Source organism: Streptomyces sp. NPDC055287 (genome assembly GCF_053646035.1).
Window position 1 is genome coordinate 105,965 of the sequence record NZ_JBSHNE010000003.1, and the last position, 16,400, is coordinate 122,364.

A 16,400-nucleotide genomic window follows, 5' to 3' on the forward strand; every position below is an offset into this window, starting at 1 on the left:
CCGGTGCCTGCGTCAGCGTCGCGGGGCGATGCCCGCCTGGCCGAAGGTGGCGGGCACCGGCAGGTTGTCCATCCGGCCGACCGGCCAGGCGACCACGACCGCACGCCCCACGACCTCGTCCACCGGCACCATGCCGGCGCCGGGCTCGTCCTGGTGGTAGCGGGAGTCGCCGGAGGCCTGGCGGTGGTCGCCCATCACCCAGAGGTGGCCGGTGGGCACCGTGATCTTGAACTGTCCGCCGTCGTCCGTACTGCACGCCGTGTTCCCGGGGAAGACGTACGGCTCGTCGAGTGCCTTGCCGTTGACCTTCAGCGGGCCCTTGCCCTTGCATTCCACCGTGTCGCCGCCGACGCCGACGACCCGCTTGATCAGGTCCTTGTCCTTGGCGGACGGCATCAGCCCGATGAAGCTGAGCGCCTCCTGGACGGCGCTGGTGCTGGGGGTCGGCTCGTTCTTCAGCCACTCGCCCGGGTCGTGGAAGACGACGACCTCACCGCGCTCCGGCTCGGAGCCGAACCACGGGGTCAACTTGTCGACGAGGACCCGGTCGCCCTTCTGGAGGGTGTTCTGCATGGAGTCCGAGGGGATGGAGAACGCCTGCAGCAGGAAGGTCTTTATCAGCAGCGCCAGCAGCAGTGCGATCAGGACGAGGAGCGGGAGCTCCATCCAGAACGGGCGCCGCTTCTTCCCTCTCGGGTACTTCGTCTCCGGTGCGCCGACTGACACATCTCCCACAACCACTCCTTGCCTCACAGGGACTCAGCCCTGCTGGAACAGCTCCGCGGGCAGGGGCTTCAGCAGCGCGTAGAGGTCGTCGGTGATCGGCCGGTCCCAGCTGGCGATCGTCACGAGCACATTGTCGCTGCGGTCGAACTGTACGCAGGAGATGCGGGTTTCGGAGAGTTTGATACGGCGCACGATCAGCAGGTTGTCGCCCTGCATGACCGGCATGTCCTCGCTGCCGGTCACGGTGACGGTCTCGTCGTTCTCCAGCGCCAGGAGCAGCTGCGCCACCTCGAACGGCACCTGGCCCTCCTCGAGGTCCCTGGCGGGCGAGCCCTCCGGCAGGTTCCCGATGATCATCGCGGGGCCGCGGCCGCCGAACAGGTCGTAGCGCAGGAACACGCCCTGGCAGCTGCCGTCGGGCGCGGGCAGCAGGCCCGCTCCGAGGTTGCCCGGCCAGTCACCCGGGTCCATGGCCAGGACATCGAATTCCGGGCCCGCGGGCGTGGCGGAGGGGCGGCGGCGGAGGAAGGACATGCCGCCATGGTACGTGGCCCGGGCGGTCTTCCGGTGACGGGGCGCGACAGTGTCTTGCGGCGCAAGACACTGCTCACTATCTTGTACCGCATGACAGAGAAGCCGCCCGGCGCCGCAGGTGACCAGCGGCGCAGTCAGCTGCTGCGCGGCGTGCTCGACCTGTGCCTGCTCGCGCTGATCGCCGAGCGGCCGCGTTACGGCTATGAGTTCGTCGAGGCACTCGCCGCGACCGGTCTCGAGCTCGTCAGTGAGGGCAGCATCTATCCGCTGCTGGCCCGGATGGAGCGCGCGGGCCTCGTGGATACCTTCCGCGCCCCTTCGGCGACCGGCGGCGCGCCGCGCAAGTACTACCGGCTGACCGATGAGGGGCGGGCCGAACTGACCGGCGGCCACGCCACCTGGCAGCGCTTCACCGAAGCGGTCGGACGGGCCTTGGGCAGCGCGGGATCAATCAACGACGAATCGACGGGGGAACACACACCATGACGCGTGAGCGCGTACTGGCCATATGCGAGAGCAACTGGCAATACCGCGGCATCGACGACGCCTCCCTGAGGGAGATGCTCGACGAGCTCTCCGCGCACCTGGAGGACGCGGAGGCGGCCGGGCGCGGCGTGGAGGACGTCGTCGGTGAGGACGTGAAGTCCTTCGCCGCCGCCTGGGCACAGGCCCGCAAGCCTCTGCGTCAGCGATCTCTGCGCATGGCGGCACTGATTCCGTTCGTCTTCGGCCCGATCCTGCTGCTCTCCCACCTGCTGAACTGGTCGTACGAACGGCCGGTCACGCTTGACCGCCTCGTCCTGTACACCGTCCTTTCGGTGTTCGTGGTCACCTGGGAGATGCGGCGCGGGAGCCTCGGGTTCAGAATGCTGCTGCTCGTCCAGCTGCTGCTCGGGCTCCCCGCCGCCGCTCTCACGGCCTGGCTGACCGGTGACCAGCCGCTGTTCGAACTGCCTTTGTGGGTGCCACTGTTGATGATGGCTCCCGCCTTGCCCTACCTGGTCTCGGACCGCCGGGCCCGCAGGGAAGCGAGGGGCTCAGGTCAGGTCGAAGGCGCCGTTGCGCGCGTTCAGGACGAAGGCGCGCCACTCAGCCGGGTCGAAGATCAGTGACGGGCTGCCGGGGGCGGTGGCGTTCCGCATCGCGATGAAGCCCTCGACGAACGCGATCTGAACGTCGCCCGCCCCCCGACTGCCCGACTGCCAGTCCGCTTTGCTCAGGTCCAGTTCCGGCCTGTCCCGGCTCGCAAGCCGCTGCGCGGTGATGCTCTCGGCCACGTCCCTGCTCCTCCCGGTTCGTCGTCCGCCGGCCAGCCTAGCGATCGTGCCCGGCCACGGACAGGGCGCGGCGGGAACGTCGTGTCCGTCCCGCCGCCCGTCCGGTATGCCGGACCTCTCAGCCGGGGGGCGGTTCGGCGCCGACCAGCCACATGGAGAAGAACTGCGCGCCGCCTCCGTAGGCGTGGCCCAGCGCCCTGCGCGCGCCGTCGACCTGGTGTTCTCCGGCCTGTCCACGCACCTGGAGGGCGGCCTCGGCGAAGCGGATCATGCCGGAGGCTCCGATGGGGTTGGTGGACAGGACCCCGCCGGACGGGTTCACGGGCAGGTCGCCGTCGAGCTCGGTGACGCCGGACTCGGTGAGCTTCCAGCCCTCCCCCTCGGCGGCGAAGCCCAGGTTCTCCAGCCACATCGGCTCGTACCAGGAGAACGGCACGTACATCTCGACGGCGTCGATCTCCCGGCGCGGGTCGGTGATCCCCGCCTGCCGGTAGACGTCGGCGGCGCAGTCCTTGCCCGCCTGCGGGGAGACGAAGTCCTTGCCGGCGAAGAGGGTCGGCTCGCTGCGCATCGCGCCGCCGTGCACCCAGGCGGGCGGGTGCGGTGCGCGGGCGGCGCCGTCGCGCCCGGTGAGGATCATCGCGCAGGCCCCGTCGGAGGAGGGGCAGGTCTCCGAGTAGCGGACGGGGTCCCAGAGCATGGGTGAGGCCTGGACCTTCTCCAGGGTGATGTCGGGCTCGTGGAGGTGGGCGTACGGGTTCTTGAGCGCGTTGCGGCGGTCCTTGTACGCGACGACGGAGCCCACGGTGTCAGGTGCGCCGCTGCGGCGCATGTACGCCCGGATGTGCGGCGCGAAGAAGCCGCCGGCCCCGGCGAGCAGGGGCTGCTGGAACGGGACGGGCAGGGACAGACCCCACATCGCGTTGGACTCGGACTGCTTCTCGAAGGCGAGGGTGAGGACCGTGCCGTGGACGCGGGCGGCGATCAGGTTCGCGGCGACCAGGGCGGTGGACCCGCCGACGGAGCCCGCCGTGTGGACGCGGAGCATGGGCTTGCCGACGGCGCCGAGGGCGTCGGCGAGGTAGAGCTCCGGCATCATCACGCCCTCGAAGAAGTCGGGGGCCTTGCCGATGACGACGGCGTCCACGTCCGACCATGTCAACTGGGCGTCCGCAAGCGCTCGTTGGGCTGCCTCACGGACGAGTCCGGCGATGGAGACGTCCCGGCGGGCGGCGACGTGCTTGGTCTGGCCGATGCCCACGACCGCTACCGGTTCCTTGCTCATGACTCCCCCTCCAGGACGGCGACGAGGTTCTGTTGCAGACAGGGCCCCGAGGTGGCGTGGGCGAGCGCCCGGTCCGACGCGCCGCGGTGGATCCGGGCCGCCGCCTCGCCGATCCTGATGAGCCCGGTCGCCATGACGGGGTTGGCGGCGAGTGCTCCGCCGGACGGATTGACGTTCACGTCGTCACCCAGCCGCAGCGCCTTGCGCAGGACGACCTCCTGTGCGGTGAACGGCGCGTGCAGTTCGGCGGTGTCGACCGGCCGGGCGAAGGCGCCGGCCCGCTCCGCTGCCAGCCGGGCCGACGGGGAGTCGGTCAGATCACGTACGCCGAGACTGTGGGCCTCGATGCGGTGGTCCATGCCACGGATCCAGGCGGGCCGCTCGCACAGCCGGCGCGCGGTGTCGCCAGCCGCCAGGATCACCGCCGCCGCGCCGTCGCCGATGGGTGGGCAGTCGCCCGTACGCAGCGGATGTACGAGGTAGTCGCCGGCCGGGACGGGCCCGCTCAGCTGGGCGTGCGGATTGGCCTCGGCGGCGGCACGGCTGCGGGCCGCGACCGCCGCGAGGGCGGGTTCGTCCGTGTGCCCCGCGTCGATCAGCGCCCGGGCCTGGAGTGCGGCGAGCGACACGGAGTCCGGCCAGAGGGGCGCGACGTAGTACGGGTCGAGCTGGCGGGTGAGAACGTCGCGGAGCTCGCCGGGCGAGGACTTGCCGTACGCGTAGACGAGTGCGGTATCGGCCTCACCGGTCAGGAGCTCGACCCAGGCCTCGTACAGCGCCCAGGCGCCGTCCGTCTCCACGTGGGACTCGGAGATCGGGGGCCAGGCGCCAACGCCGTCGAGGGCCATGGTGAAGGAGAAGGCACGGCCCGCGAGGTAGTCGCTCGAACCGGAGCAGGTGAAGTCGATGTCGCTGGTCTTCAGCCCTGTCTGCCCGAGCACGTCGTGCAGTACCGGCATCAGCATCTCGACTTCGGAGAGCTCGTCGGTGCGCCGCCGGTGAGCGGTCTGCGCGAAGGCGACGACGGCGATCTCGCGCGTCTGCGGCATCAGATCAGCTCCTTGTACGCGTCGTAGTCGGCGTCCGGTTCGCCGGTGGGGCGGTAGTGGTCGGGGTAGCGGCCGCCCTCGGTCCACACCGGCTCGACGCGCAGGCCCATCCGCACCCGGTCGTACGGGATGCCGCCGATCCGGCCGTGCAGGGCGAGGTCGGCGCCGTCGAGTGCGATGTGGGCGTAGACGTACGGGACTTCGATGTCGAGATTGCGCGCCTTGATGTTGACGATGCAGAAGGTGGTGACGGTGCCTCGGGGGCCGACTTCGACCCGCTCGGCCGTCGCGATGCCGCAGGTGGGGCAGGCCCCGCGGGGCGGGACGTACACCTTGCGGCACGAGGGGCAGCGCTCGCCGACGGTGCGCCGCTCGGCGAGCGCGTTGATGTAGTCGGTGGGGGCGCGGCCGGGGCTGTACGTGTAGTCGAGGCGGGCGGGGGCGGTGATGCCGGTGACGGGGTCGGCGAAGCGGCCGTCGTGCGGGACCACCGGACTGCCGTCCACGTCCCCGTCCCTCTTCCCGCTCTCGTTCTCGTACGGTTCGAAGCAGGCGATGTCGGTGATCGCACCCCTGCGTTCGGCGGCCCAGCGGATGCGCACGCGCATGCCGGTGCGTACGACGTCGGGGCCCGGCGCGTCCAGTACGTGCAGGAGGGCGGTGTCGGCGCCGTCGAGCTGCACCAGGACCCAGGCGAACGGGGTGGGCAGGGGCTGGTCGCGGCGCGGGGCCGGATTCCAGGCCCAGGTGGTGACGGTGCCGGCCGGGGCGACCTCGACGAGGTCGCGGATCTCTTCGGCGGTGACCGGGTCGTACTCGACCGGCGGCACGAGCACCCCGCCGCCCACGGTCTGCACGCCGAGGACCGTGCGCTCGCGAAGCCCGGTGAGGAACGCGCTCTGTACGGGGCCGAGGGATCGGGTGAACGGGAACTCGACAACGAGCGGGGCACTGAGGACTTCGGGCACGTACGGCTCCTTCTCGGGCGTCGTTCTCAGGGGGTTGTTCTCGGGCGCCTTCTCGGCGTCTTCTCATGTCTCCTCGGCGTCTCCTCCGCGTCTCCTCAGGCGTCTCCTCAGACGCGCCGATAGACGGGATCGCGCTTCTCGGCGAAGGCGCGGGCGCCCTCCTTGGCGTCGGCCGTGTCGAAAACGGGCCAGCCACGCTTCAGTTCGGCCGCGAGGCCGTCCGACTCGGTCATTTCCGCCGTCTCGTACACCGACGCCTTGACCGCCTCGACGGCGAGCGGGCCGCAGGCGTTGATCTGCTCGGCGATGGCGAGGGCCTTGTCGAGGGCGGTGCCGTCAGGTACGACATGGCCGACGAGTCCGATGCGTTCGGCCTCCCGCGCCGGGTACGGGCGGCCGGTGAGCAGCATCTCCAGGGCGTGCGTGCGCGGGATCTGGCGCGGCAGGCGTACGGTCGAGCCGCCGATGGGGAACAGGCCCCGCCGCACCTCGAAGAGGCCGAAGGTAGCGCTCTCCCCCGCGACACGGATGTCGGTGCCCTGGAGGATCTCCGTACCGCCCGCCACGCAGTACCCCTCGACGGCGGCGACGACCGGTTTGCGGGGACGATGGTGGCGGAGCATCGCCTTCCAGTGGAGGTCGGGGTCGGCCTTCATACGGTCGCGGTACTGGTCGCCGCCCATCCCCTGGTCGCCCGCGAGGGCCTTGAGGTCCATTCCGGCGCAGAAGTCACCGCCCGCGCCGGTCAGCACGACGGAGCGGACCCCGTCGTCCGCGTCGGCGGCGAGCCAGCCGTCGTACAGCCCTACCAGCATCGGCAGCGACAGCGCGTTCTTCGCCTCGGGCCTGTTCAAGGTGAGCACCAGCGTGGCACCTTCGCGCTGCGCGGTGAGGTGTTCCGTACCACCCATTGACTGCCTCCCGTCTCAGGAACGAGAACAGGTTGCAGGAGGGTGGGTCCCAGTTCAATAGTTTTCTGACACCCAGTCAGTTTTCTTCGGCTCAGCCTCTTCCCAGTTGTGGCGGGCTTTGCTCTGATGACCGTGTGGCCGTCGAGCAATTCCGCAGCCCGGGTCAGGAGGAACGGTGGAGTACAACCTTGCCGACCTGTTCGAGTCCGTCGTCGACGCGGTCCCGGACCGTGAGGCGCTCGTGTACGTCGACCATCCCGGCACGGGCACGGAGCGCAGGCTCACGTACGCCGAGCTGGACGCGGCGGCCAACCGTGTGGCCCACCACCTCGCCGACGCGGGCGTGCAGCCGGGCGAGCACCTGGGGCTGCATCTCTACAACGGCATCGAGTACCTCCAGACCGTACTGGGCTGCCTCAAGGCGCGCGTGGTGCCGGTCAACGTCAACTATCGTTACGTGGAAGAGGAGTTGGTCTACCTCTACCGCGACGCGGATCTGGTGGCGCTCGTCTTCGACGCCGAGTTCACCGAGCGGGTCGCGGCCGCCCTGCCGCGGACGGAGAAACTCCGGCATCTCGTACGGGTGGGTACGGCGCCCAGTGGCGCGCCGGAGCCTGCGATCCCGCCGGTGCCGTTCGCGGAGGCCGAGGCGTCGGGGGCGGAGGTGCGGGGGTTCGGGCCGCGTTCCGGGGACGACCAGTTCATCATCTACACCGGGGGCACCACCGGCATGCCGAAGGGCGTGATGTGGCGCCAGGAGGACTTGTTCTTCTCCGGGCTCGGCGGCGGCGCGCCGACCGGTGAACCGGTGAAATCCCCCGAGGAGCTCGCCGAGCGGGTGGCGGCCGGCGGCGACGGGATCACCTTCTTCCCCACTCCCCCGCTGATGCACGGAACGTCGACGCTCACCGCGTTCATCGGGTTCTTCTTCGGCCAGCGTGTCGTGCTCCACCGCAAGTTCGTGCCCCGGGAAGTGCTCAGCACGATCGAGAAGGAGAAGGTCACGAGCGTGTCGCTGGTCGGGGACGCGATGCTGCGCCCGCTCGTCGACGAGCTGAACGGGTCGATGAAGGGCACCGACTGCTCCTCACTGTTCAGCGTCTCCTCGTCGGGCGCGATCCTGTCGGAGACGGTGCGCGACCAGTTCCTGGCGCTCGTGCCGAACGTGATGCTGCTGAACAACTTCGGGTCCTCGGAGTCGGGCTTCAACGGCACGGCGACGGACGACTCGGGCCCCGGCAGGGGGTTCAGGCTGCGGGTCAACTCCCGTACGGCGGTGGTCGATCCGGCGACGAACGAACCGGTCGTGCCGGGCGAGGTGGGCCGCATCGCGCAGCGCGGACATGTCCCGCTGGGCTACTACAACGACCCGGCGAAGACTGCCGAGACGTTCTTCGAGGCGCGTGGCGAGCGGTGGGTGCTGCTGGGTGACATGGCGACGGTGGACGACGAAGGCATCGTCACCGTGCTCGGCCGGGGCTCGCAGTGCATCAACACGGGCGGCGAGAAGGTGTACCCGGAGGAGGTCGAGCAGGCGCTCAAGTCCCATCCGGATGTGTACGACGCGCTGGTGGCCGGCGTACCGGACGACAAGTGGGGCAATCGGGTGGCGGCCGTGGTGCAGGTGCGCGGAGGCGCGGACGCGCCGGGGCTCGACGCCATCCAGGCGCACTGCCGGACCCGGCTCGCCGGCTACAAGGTTCCCCGGCAGCTGGTGATCGCCCCCGAGATACAGCGCTCGCCGAGTGGCAAGGCGGACTACCGGTGGGCCCGTTCGGTCGCGGCAGGCTCCGGCCGCTAGGGGCAGCGGCGGCGAGGCGGGACACGGGACCGGCTGTCGTGCGGAGGCTCGGACGGGGTACGGGCGCCCGTCGTGCTGTTGTGGGGCTGGGTCCGGGACCGCATGAACACCAAGGCCCGGGTGGCAGGCCGGCGGTGGCGCGAGATGCGTCAGAGCTGACAGCGCGCGGGGCCGGTCCGCCGCCGGGCGCTTCCAGCGCCCGACAGCGGCGTGACGGTGACGGTGACGCGTCAGTCGCGGTCGACGTCCTCGCTCAGGATCTTCCCCGTCGTCGCGTCGATGTCGAACGTCGTCTTGGTCCAGTCGTCGGTATTCACGACCTCTACGGACCAGATGACGTCACCGCTGTCGGCGTCGTCCAGTTCCATGGACGTGACCGTGCCCTTCTTCCGGTCGGTGGCGGCCTTGGCCACCTGCTCCGGAGTCTGCTTGACCTTCGTGAGCCACTCGGCCCGTTCGGCCTTGTCGTCGGCGTCCTGCCCCGCGTCGGTCCGGGACCGGATCACGTCCCCGGACTCGGCGTCGATGCGGACGGTGTGCTCCGTACCGTCCTTCTCGGCGACGTCCGCGACCCATACCGGGACAAGGGAACCAGGGCTGGGGCTGGGGCTGGGGCTGGGGCTCGCACTGGCGTCGGCACCACGGGGCAGGCGACGCTTCAGCTCGATCGAGAGCAAGGTGCTGCCCGACACCTCGTCCACGGCCGTGGCGGCCGCCTTGTCGGCCGTCACCTTGGCTGAGGGGATCAGGGCCTTGCGGGCGGCCTGGTCCTCGGTGAGCCGGGCGGAGCCCGTGGGGCTCGGCGAGGTGGTCTGCCGCACGTCCGGCTGCCCGGCGGCCGCGCGGGGCGGCGTGTCTTCGCCGCTGTTCCCGCAGCCGCTGACGAGCGCGGCGGCGGTCACCGCGCAGAGGGCGGCCATACGGACGAGCCGGGCTCGCGGGCCGGCGGCACGGTACACATGAAAGGGCTGAAGGCTCATGCCCGCACGACTAACCTCCCGGGCGCTCCGGCATGTCGCCGGACAGCAAGAGTCACCCGATCGCACGGCCGTTCGCCCCGGGTCCCGGTGGGGTAGCGCGCAGGCGGGCCGGCAAACCGCCCGCGACCGGAGGAGGAACCGAACCTCGCCTGCACGGGCAGGCGAGGAACCGAGCAGGCAGGCCCGTCATCGGTCGGTCGGTGAACCGGATAGCCGCTCACCGCCCGGGCGGCGACCCGGAGCAGTCTCGTCACCGCCCGGCCGGTGAACCGAGCAGACCCCTCACCGCCCGGCCGAACACCAGACGGCCCGCCCGCCCGACCACCCCGTCGCACACGCCCGGCAGCCCCCGCAGCCGCAGGTCCTCGGTCCACACGGCCACGGCCCCGCCGGGAGCCGGCCGTACGTCGATCTCCGCCCACCCGAGCACCACCGCGCCCCGCTTCTCCAGCCGGCAGTGCCCGGCGCCGCTCCCCTCCGGCGGATCCCACGCCACCACCTCCATCGGATCATCGAAGCCCAGGCGCCCCACGCCTGTACGGGCCACCACCAGCGTCCCTGCGCCCGTCGGCGGTGGGGTGGGGACGGTGATGCGGGTGAGCGGTACCTGGGCGGCGTGGTGCTGCCACGTGGTCAGCCGCCGCCATGCCTCGTCGGCGGACAGCGGGGTTCGGCTTTCGATACGGAAGAGGGCCACAGCCCGACTCTAGGGACTGCGGGGCGGCGGACGCCGTTGCAGGATGGGGGCATGCTGCTGGCCACACTCGCCCGGGTCTCGCGGGAGATCGCCTCGACGTCCGCGCGTTCGCGCAAGACCGCGCTGCTGGCGGAACTCTTCCGGAGCGCCGGACCCGACGACGTACCGATCGTGATCCCGTACCTGGCGGGCCGCCTGCCCCAGGGGCGCATCGGGACCGGCTGGAGCCTGCTGCGGGAGCCCGTCGCCCCGGCCGCGGAGCCCACGCTGACGGTGCGTGACGTGGACGCGGCGCTGAACGCGTTCGCGGGGGTGGCGGGGGCCGGCGCGCAGGCGCAGCGGCTGCGGCTGGTGCGGGAGCTGATGGGGGCGGCGACGGAAGAGGAGCAGAAGTTTTTGTTCGGGCTGCTCACCGGTGAGGTGCGGCAGGGTGCGTTGGACGCACTGGCGGCGGAGGGGCTGGCCGCGGCGGCGGAGGTGCCGGCGGCCGATGTGCGGCGGGCGGTGATGCTGGGCGGATCGCTGGTCGCGGTCGGCCAGGCGCTGCTGGGCACCGGGCCCGCGGCGCTCGGGGAGTTCAGTCTCCAGGTGGGCCGCGCCGTGCCGCCGATGCTGGCGCATCCGGGGCAGAGCGTCGGCGCGGCGGTCGGCAAGCTCGGGGCGTGCGCGGTGGAGGAGAAGCTGGACGGCATCCGGGTGCAGGTGCACCGCAACGGCGCCCGGGTACGGGTCTTCACGCGCACCTTGGACGACATCTCGGACCGCGTGCCGGAACTCAGCTCCGTCGCGGCCGAGTTGGCGGGCGACCGGTTCATTCTGGACGGCGAGGTCATCGCGTTCGACGCGGAGGGCAGGCCGCTCCCCTTCCAGGACATCGCAGGCCGCGTGGGCTCCCGCCTCGACGTGACGGCGGCGCGCGAGGCGCTGCCGCTGTCCCCCGTGTTCTTCGACGTACTGGCGCTCGACGACGAGATTCTCCTGGATCTGCCGTACCGGGAGAGGTACGAGCGGCTGTCGCGGCTCGTACCCGAGCCGATGCGCGTTCGCCGGACGGTGGTGAGCGGTGGCGACGACGCTCCGGAGGCGGAGGAGTTTCTGGCGCGAACGCTGGAGCGCGGACACGAAGGGGTGGTGCTCAAGGCCCTGGACGCGCCGTACCAGGCCGGGCGGCGCGGAACGTCGTGGCTCAAGGTGAAGCCCGTGCACACGCTCGATCTGGTGGTGCTGGCCGCCGAGTGGGGCCACGGGCGGCGGACCGGCAAACTCTCCAATCTGCACCTCGGCGCCCGGCGGCCCGACGGTGCGTTCGCCATGCTCGGCAAGACGTTCAAGGGCCTCACCGATGTGATGCTGGATTGGCAGACACAACGGCTTCGGGAGCTGGCGACCGGCGACAACGGCCACGTGGTGACCGTACGCCCGGAACTCGTCGTCGAGATCGCGTACGACGGTCTTCAGCGGTCCACGCGTTACCCGGAGGGTGTGGCGCTGCGTTTCGCGCGCGTGGTGCGCTACCGGGAGGACAAGCCGGCCACCGAGTCGGACACGATCGCCACCGTCCTCGCGACCGGGCCGGTGCGGGCGGAGGAGTGAGCCGGCCGCTCCCCTTCTTCCCCGGTGGGTCCGCTAGTCGCCGTCGGCGGACGCGCGGATCCGGCGCAGGACTTCCTCGTAGAGGGGGCGCTTGTCCGGGCGGGCGTGGTCGGCGGCGTACCGGAGGGCGGGGGCAGCCGGTCCGGGCATCAGGGCCAGACCCTCGCGCGCCGCCTCACGGACGACCGGATGTGCGTGGTCCAGCAACCCGACCACGGCGGGGACAGCGGGTTCCCAGCCCGCGTGGCAGAGCGTGCGGACCGCCAGGCGCGCCACGTCGGGCTGGGGGTCGTCCAGCAGGACCGCCGTGTGCCGGAGGTACGTCGGCCGGTCGAGCATGGCCCGCGAGGTCCGGTGGGCGTGGAGGCGGACCTTGGGCCTGGGGTGCTTCAGCAACGCGCCGATCAGGGACCGCAGTCCCGGGTCGTCGTCCGGGTCCGGACTCCGGTGCTCCGCGGCCAGACGGGTGAGCGCGCGGCGTATCTGCTCGGGGGTGCCCGTCCTGGCGAGGTCCAGCAGCTCGGTCCGGGACGGGGGTCCGGGAGCGTCGTCCCGCGCCGCCCGGGCGCGCTCGCGCAGTCCGGCGAGGACGGTGGCGTCGTGCAGTTCCGCGTCCGGGCCGCGCAGAGGCCCGTCGACGAGACGGAGTCGGTCGGCGAGGTCGTCGCGCCCTTCGGCGCGCAGTCGCCGTCGGGTCCGAGTCAGGGCGGGCGTACGCAGCAACGGCCGCCCCGCGAGGAGGTCGAGGAGCCCCCAGCCGCCGGCGTCGAGGCGGTCGGCGAGGGTCGCGGCCAGCGTGTCCGCCGGGATCCCGCGCAGGGCTTGTGCGGCGTCCGGGCGGACGGCGGGCGGGCCGTGCTCCCACCACTCCAGCAGGAGGGGGAGGAGCCGGTGCCGGTCCCTGGGGTCGTCGAGCCGCTGGGCCGCGAGGATCACTCGGGCCGGCAGGATCTCACCGGACCGCAGTTCCGCCTCGCTCATGGTGTTCAGCGCTCCGGCCGGCACGGCCCCGAGGGGCAGGGCGGCGCGGCCCTGGAGGAAGGCGCGCAGCACGTGGCGGGCGACCTCGGGCTCGGGCCACTGCGTGAGCGCCAGGGCGGCGGCGTCCCGGCGCTCGGGAGCGGCGGCTTCCAGCATGCCCAGCAGTCGCTCTCGCTGTGCCGCCGAACGGGGTTGGTCCAGGTCGTCGACGCGTACGCGTCGCAGAGCCGGGGCCGGAGCCTCGGCTGTCTCATTGAGGGTCCAGGGCGGTGCGTCCAGGGGCTGAAGGGACGTCATCCAGTCGAGGAGTGCGACGCGGACCTCGGGGCCCGCGGGCCCATAGGCGTCGACCAGGGCGCTCAGCCGCTCCCGGGACCCCGGAGCGCCGTCCCCCGCGCGCAGGCGGAACGCCTCCAGGGCGCCGGTCGTCCGCACCGCGTCCCGCAGCGCGGCCTGCCATACCGCCCGCGCCCCGGCCGCTGTGCCGCCCACGGCCCTTGCGTCGGCCCTGGCCTCGGCGGGTGCGGATGGCGGCGGGACGGCGAAGGCGTCGCGCAGTACGGCCTTCTCGGCCCGCCAAGGATCGGCGCCGGTCCGTACGGCGGCCAGCGCACGGTCGAGATCGGCGCGGACGAGTACGGCGCCGCAGTTGCGCAGCAGCGGCAGCGTGGACCGGCCTTCCGCGGCCCCGGCGGGCAGGGCGCGCACCGCGTCCGCCATCGACAGTTTCGCGACGGCGGCCAGGGCCGGGGCGACCTCTTCGAGCAACGCGACAAGGCCCTCGCCGTTCCCGCCCGGGGCATCGGTGAGCCCGTCGAGCAGCACGCGCGCGAACCGGGCGAAGGTCGCCCGTTCACCGGCCGCCCACGGTGCCGGGCACAGCCGAAGCGTGAGCCGCAGCACGCGACTTCGTACCGTGGGTGTGGGCGCGGAGGCCGCCAGACGGAGCCAGTCCGCAAGCATCGGCCGCAGTTCCCCCAGCCGGTCGGCGGGCGGCGGCTCGTGCCGTTCCGCGACGCGCAGCGCGACCGAGGGATCCCAGCCCTCGGTCAGCAGCGCAGTGATGTCGCGCTCCGTTTCCCGTACTTCCGGGTCCGGCTCCCGCGCCGTGCCCGCGCTGAGGCCGTGCCGGGCCAGCGGCGCCGCCAGGTCCGCGACCGTCCCGGCGGCCAGACCCACCCGCCCGGCCGCCACCAGGGTCAGCAACGCGGGCGCGGCCGGTGACGACTGGGCGTCCAGGGCCAGTACCGAGCGCGCCGGAAGTACGCCGTCGAGTCCGGCAAGGAGCAGTTCGCGCGTGCGCGCGTCACCGGCGCGTTCGGCGGCGGCGAGGAGCGTCGCGGCGTAGGCGTCGCCGAGGGTCGCGCGCAGGGCCTCGACGAGTGCGGCGCGCAGCCCGGGGTTGTCGTGGCGCCCGAGCCACAGGAGCAGGGTCGGCACGGCGGCGGGGGCGCCGGCCGGGACCAGGGCCTCGGCTGCGGTCTTCTTGACGTTCATGTTCGGGTGGCCGAGACAGGCCGCGATCGCGGCGGACGCCCAAGTGGCCCGCGCGTGCCCGAGGGCCAGGAGCGCCTGCCGTACGGTCTGGATGTCCTGGGCCGCGGTCAGCGTGATCAGGCTTGCCGACAGCGCCTGCGCGCCTTCTCCGGTGGCGTCCTGGGCGAGCAACGCGATGACGCGCCCCCGCACTCGCCCGTCACGGGAACGCAGCAACCGGTGGACGCTGGGGCGGGTGCGCGCGCTGGGGGCTCTGAGCAGCAGTTCGAGCAGAATCGACTGCTCGTCGCCGGTCAGCCCCGGCCGGTCGAGAAGCCCCAGTGCCGTGTCCGCGACGAGTGCGGGTCCGGCCTCCAGCGTGTGCGGCGTGTCGAGCAGGCAGGCCGGTCTGATCTTTCCGCGCGCGTGGAGGCGGCGGCCGAGTGCGGACAAGGCGTCCATCACTTCCTGCGGCACGGTGGGCTCACCGGCGGGCGGCCCGCCGTCCGGGCTCCGGTGAGCCCGGTCCGACTGCCGGGACGCGGCCAGATCGCGTACGACGGCGAGCAGCAGATCGGCGATGATCGGCAGCGTTCCGGCGCCGCCGTGGGCCGCGAGCCTGCACAGCGCCTCCACCGGCTGGTCCGGGTCCAGGTGAGAGCTGAGGACGGCCAGTTCGCGCGCGTCGGGGGCGCCCAGGTCGGTGGCGATACGGGGCGGCAGATCGGCCGGGTCGAGACGGGCCAGGATGCGCTGCCTCTGGTGTGTCTCGTGGCTCAGGTGCCACAGCAGTTCAAGGGCCCGGCCGCGCACCGCTCGGAGGTGGGGCGCGATCGCGCTCAGGGCCGAGTCCGGCGTCGTGTCCGGTGCCAGGCCGAGCCCTTCGGCCAGCGCCGCCGCTGTCCGGTGGCCTCCCATGGCCTCCAATGCGTCCAGGGCAGCCGAGGGCGCCGCGGGCAGGAGGGCGAGCACGGCCGCTTCGGCGTCCGCGTGGCGGAGCCGGCGGATGGCGTCGAGGAACGGTCCGGGCGCGGGAGACAGGACAAGCATCCGTGTGATCTCCTGCCCGATCGGCAGGTCGCCCGGCCCCTGCGCGGCCAGGGCGACGAGCAGGGCGAGCCGCCGGGGCCAGGTCGGGTCGTCCGGGGCGGTCTCCACCAGAATCCGGAACGTCTCCTGGCGGCAGGTGAACAGGACCGTGGCGATCTCGTCGGGTGCGATCGTGTGGTCGGCGAGCGCCAGGGCGACGACGGACGTGACGGCCCGCCCGTCCGCGAAATGTCCGCGCCGGTGGAGACCGCGCAGGCAGGTCACGGCCGGCCCGCCCAGAAGCAAGGGGTCGCGGGAGGCGAGCGTCGTCAGTTCGCCGATGTCGCCGCGTTCCGCCACGTCGCCGAGGAGTTCCAGCGCCCGCCGGCGAAGAAGCGGCGGCAGCTCCGGGTCTTCGGCGGTCTGCCGCAGTACGTCGCCGTGCCCGTGGCGGGCCGCGGCCGCGAGCGCCGCGTCGGCCACCTCGGGGTGGGTGGCCACCGCGTCCGCGGCGAGGAGGGAGAACAGGCGCCGCGGCGGCAAGGGGCGCAGCGCGGCCCACGGCTGGGCGAGTTCGCCCAGTACGGCGGCCACGACATCGGAGCTGCCCGCGCCGAGCAGCGCTACCAGGTGCTCGCGGACGAGCGCGGGCCCGAGCAGTCCTGCACGCAGCCCCTCGCGGGCCAGCCGCAGCGCCTCGGCCTGGAGCACCGGGTCAACGCTGTCCGCGAGTTCCGCCACGAGACGCGCGGGGCGGTGCGCACGCGTGACACTCGTCCCCCGTACCGCCTGGTACAGGAGTTCGCCCGGCGGTTCCTCCTTCAAGAGCTCCGGCTCGACGAGGAGTCCGGCGCGCAGCAGGGCCATCCGTACGGTCGCCGGCAATCCGCCCCCGCGCCACGACGGCGGCCGCCATCCGCCCAGTCGCGGTCCGAGACGCTCGTACAGCCGGGCCAGGACGAGCGCAGCCTCCGGTGACTTCGGGGTGAAGCGGGGCAACAGCTCAGCGAGTTCGGCCACATCGCGCTCGTCGGCCGGGCGGTCCGCCGCCACTCGCTCCGCCAGCAGGACTATACGGGGGAGAGCGGGGTCG

Annotated in this window: 14 protein-coding genes; 4 read left to right on the top strand and 10 right to left on the bottom strand. The window is 72.4% G+C overall.

All coding sequences use genetic code 11. The features are described from left to right. Positions 1 to 12 precede the first annotated feature (12 nt). Both lepB and ACWIHY_RS06685 read right to left on the bottom strand, forming a co-directional pair. Positions 13 to 666: a signal peptidase I gene (lepB, locus tag ACWIHY_RS06680; protein ID WP_454374772.1), complete on the bottom strand. Its 654-nt coding sequence runs from the start codon at positions 664 to 666 to the stop codon at positions 13 to 15. A gap of 93 nt (positions 667 to 759) precedes the next feature. Beyond that, positions 760 to 1,260: a hypothetical protein gene (locus ACWIHY_RS06685; RefSeq protein WP_454374527.1), complete on the bottom strand. Its 501-nt coding sequence runs from the start codon at positions 1,258 to 1,260 to the stop codon at positions 760 to 762. A 90-nt stretch (positions 1,261 to 1,350) separates the two neighbouring features. Here ACWIHY_RS06685 and ACWIHY_RS06690 point away from each other — a divergent pair, with 90 nt between their 5' ends. Together ACWIHY_RS06690 and ACWIHY_RS06695 are read left to right on the top strand one after the other, a co-directional pair. Then, positions 1,351 to 1,746 carry a PadR family transcriptional regulator gene (locus ACWIHY_RS06690; RefSeq protein WP_454374528.1) on the top strand — a complete coding sequence of 132 codons (396 nt, stop codon included), beginning with the start codon at positions 1,351 to 1,353 and terminating at the stop codon, positions 1,744 to 1,746. Next, positions 1,743 to 2,372 carry a hypothetical protein gene (locus ACWIHY_RS06695; RefSeq protein ID WP_454374529.1) on the top strand — a complete coding sequence of 210 codons (630 nt, stop codon included), beginning with the start codon at positions 1,743 to 1,745 and terminating at the stop codon, positions 2,370 to 2,372. Before ACWIHY_RS06690 ends, ACWIHY_RS06695 begins: the two co-directional genes overlap by 4 nt. Here the strand turns inward: ACWIHY_RS06695 and ACWIHY_RS06700 are convergent. From ACWIHY_RS06700 to ACWIHY_RS06720, 5 genes are all read right to left on the bottom strand, one after another. Then, positions 2,298 to 2,537, bottom strand: a complete 240-nt coding sequence (locus ACWIHY_RS06700; protein ID WP_454374530.1) for a DUF397 domain-containing protein — start codon at positions 2,535 to 2,537, stop codon at positions 2,298 to 2,300. The genes ACWIHY_RS06695 and ACWIHY_RS06700 overlap by 75 nt on opposite strands. Before the next feature lie 118 nt (positions 2,538 to 2,655). Next, positions 2,656 to 3,822: a thiolase domain-containing protein gene (locus tag ACWIHY_RS06705; protein ID WP_454374531.1), complete on the bottom strand. Its 1,167-nt coding sequence runs from the start codon at positions 3,820 to 3,822 to the stop codon at positions 2,656 to 2,658. Next, positions 3,819 to 4,871, bottom strand: coding sequence for a thiolase domain-containing protein (locus tag ACWIHY_RS06710; RefSeq protein WP_454374532.1), 1,053 nt, complete (start codon positions 4,869 to 4,871; stop codon positions 3,819 to 3,821). Before ACWIHY_RS06710 ends, ACWIHY_RS06705 begins: the two co-directional genes overlap by 4 nt. Further along, positions 4,871 to 5,839 carry a Zn-ribbon domain-containing OB-fold protein gene (locus ACWIHY_RS06715; RefSeq protein ID WP_454374533.1) on the bottom strand — a complete coding sequence of 323 codons (969 nt, stop codon included), beginning with the start codon at positions 5,837 to 5,839 and terminating at the stop codon, positions 4,871 to 4,873. Before ACWIHY_RS06715 ends, ACWIHY_RS06710 begins: the two co-directional genes overlap by 1 nt. A 107-nt stretch (positions 5,840 to 5,946) precedes the next feature. Then, positions 5,947 to 6,750, bottom strand: coding sequence for a crotonase/enoyl-CoA hydratase family protein (locus tag ACWIHY_RS06720; protein ID WP_454374534.1), 804 nt, complete (start codon positions 6,748 to 6,750; stop codon positions 5,947 to 5,949). Positions 6,751 to 6,925: 175 nt separating this feature from the next. On the opposite strand from ACWIHY_RS06720, the gene ACWIHY_RS06725 reads away from it, so the two are divergent. Continuing rightward, positions 6,926 to 8,551, top strand: a complete 1,626-nt coding sequence (locus tag ACWIHY_RS06725; RefSeq protein ID WP_454374535.1) for an acyl-CoA synthetase — start codon at positions 6,926 to 6,928, stop codon at positions 8,549 to 8,551. A 230-nt stretch (positions 8,552 to 8,781) separates the two neighbouring features. On the opposite strand, the gene ACWIHY_RS06730 is transcribed toward ACWIHY_RS06725, so the two are convergent. Both ACWIHY_RS06730 and ACWIHY_RS06735 read right to left on the bottom strand, forming a co-directional pair. Further along, the gene (locus ACWIHY_RS06730; RefSeq protein WP_454374536.1) at positions 8,782 to 9,531 is read right to left on the bottom strand and encodes a PepSY domain-containing protein; all 750 of its coding nucleotides are present in this window, start codon (positions 9,529 to 9,531) and stop codon (positions 8,782 to 8,784) included. A gap of 250 nt (positions 9,532 to 9,781) precedes the next feature. Next, positions 9,782 to 10,228 (bottom strand): SRPBCC family protein, encoded by a 447-nt coding sequence (locus ACWIHY_RS06735; protein ID WP_454374537.1) that lies wholly within the window; start codon positions 10,226 to 10,228, stop codon positions 9,782 to 9,784. A 51-nt stretch (positions 10,229 to 10,279) separates the two neighbouring features. Here ACWIHY_RS06735 and ACWIHY_RS06740 point away from each other — a divergent pair, with 51 nt between their 5' ends. Further along, the gene (locus ACWIHY_RS06740; protein ID WP_454374538.1) at positions 10,280 to 11,821 is read left to right on the top strand and encodes an ATP-dependent DNA ligase; all 1,542 of its coding nucleotides are present in this window, start codon (positions 10,280 to 10,282) and stop codon (positions 11,819 to 11,821) included. Positions 11,822 to 11,854: 33 nt separating this feature from the next. Here the strand turns inward: ACWIHY_RS06740 and ACWIHY_RS06745 are convergent, their stop codons facing one another. Further along, a complete protein-coding gene (locus ACWIHY_RS06745) occupies positions 11,855 to 16,360 on the bottom strand; it encodes a HEAT repeat domain-containing protein (protein WP_454374539.1) in 4,506 nt (1,501 codons plus the stop codon). Positions 16,361 to 16,400 lie beyond the last annotated feature (40 nt).

Excerpts from the sequence above, each read along its gene's own strand:
- lepB (WP_454374772.1), bottom strand. The coding sequence starts at position 666 with ATGGAGCTCCCGCTCCTCGTCCTGATCGCACTGCTGCTGGCGCTGCTG.
- ACWIHY_RS06685 (WP_454374527.1), bottom strand. The coding sequence starts at position 1,260 with ATGTCCTTCCTCCGCCGCCGCCCCTCCGCCACGCCCGCGGGCCCGGAA.
- ACWIHY_RS06690 (WP_454374528.1), top strand. The coding sequence starts at position 1,351 with ATGACAGAGAAGCCGCCCGGCGCCGCAGGTGACCAGCGGCGCAGTCAG.
- ACWIHY_RS06695 (WP_454374529.1), top strand. The coding sequence starts at position 1,743 with ATGACGCGTGAGCGCGTACTGGCCATATGCGAGAGCAACTGGCAATAC.
- ACWIHY_RS06705 (WP_454374531.1), bottom strand. The coding sequence starts at position 3,822 with ATGAGCAAGGAACCGGTAGCGGTCGTGGGCATCGGCCAGACCAAGCAC.
- ACWIHY_RS06710 (WP_454374532.1), bottom strand. The coding sequence starts at position 4,871 with ATGCCGCAGACGCGCGAGATCGCCGTCGTCGCCTTCGCGCAGACCGCT.
- ACWIHY_RS06720 (WP_454374534.1), bottom strand. The coding sequence starts at position 6,750 with ATGGGTGGTACGGAACACCTCACCGCGCAGCGCGAAGGTGCCACGCTG.
- ACWIHY_RS06730 (WP_454374536.1), bottom strand. The coding sequence starts at position 9,531 with ATGAGCCTTCAGCCCTTTCATGTGTACCGTGCCGCCGGCCCGCGAGCC.
- ACWIHY_RS06740 (WP_454374538.1), top strand. The coding sequence starts at position 10,280 with ATGCTGCTGGCCACACTCGCCCGGGTCTCGCGGGAGATCGCCTCGACG.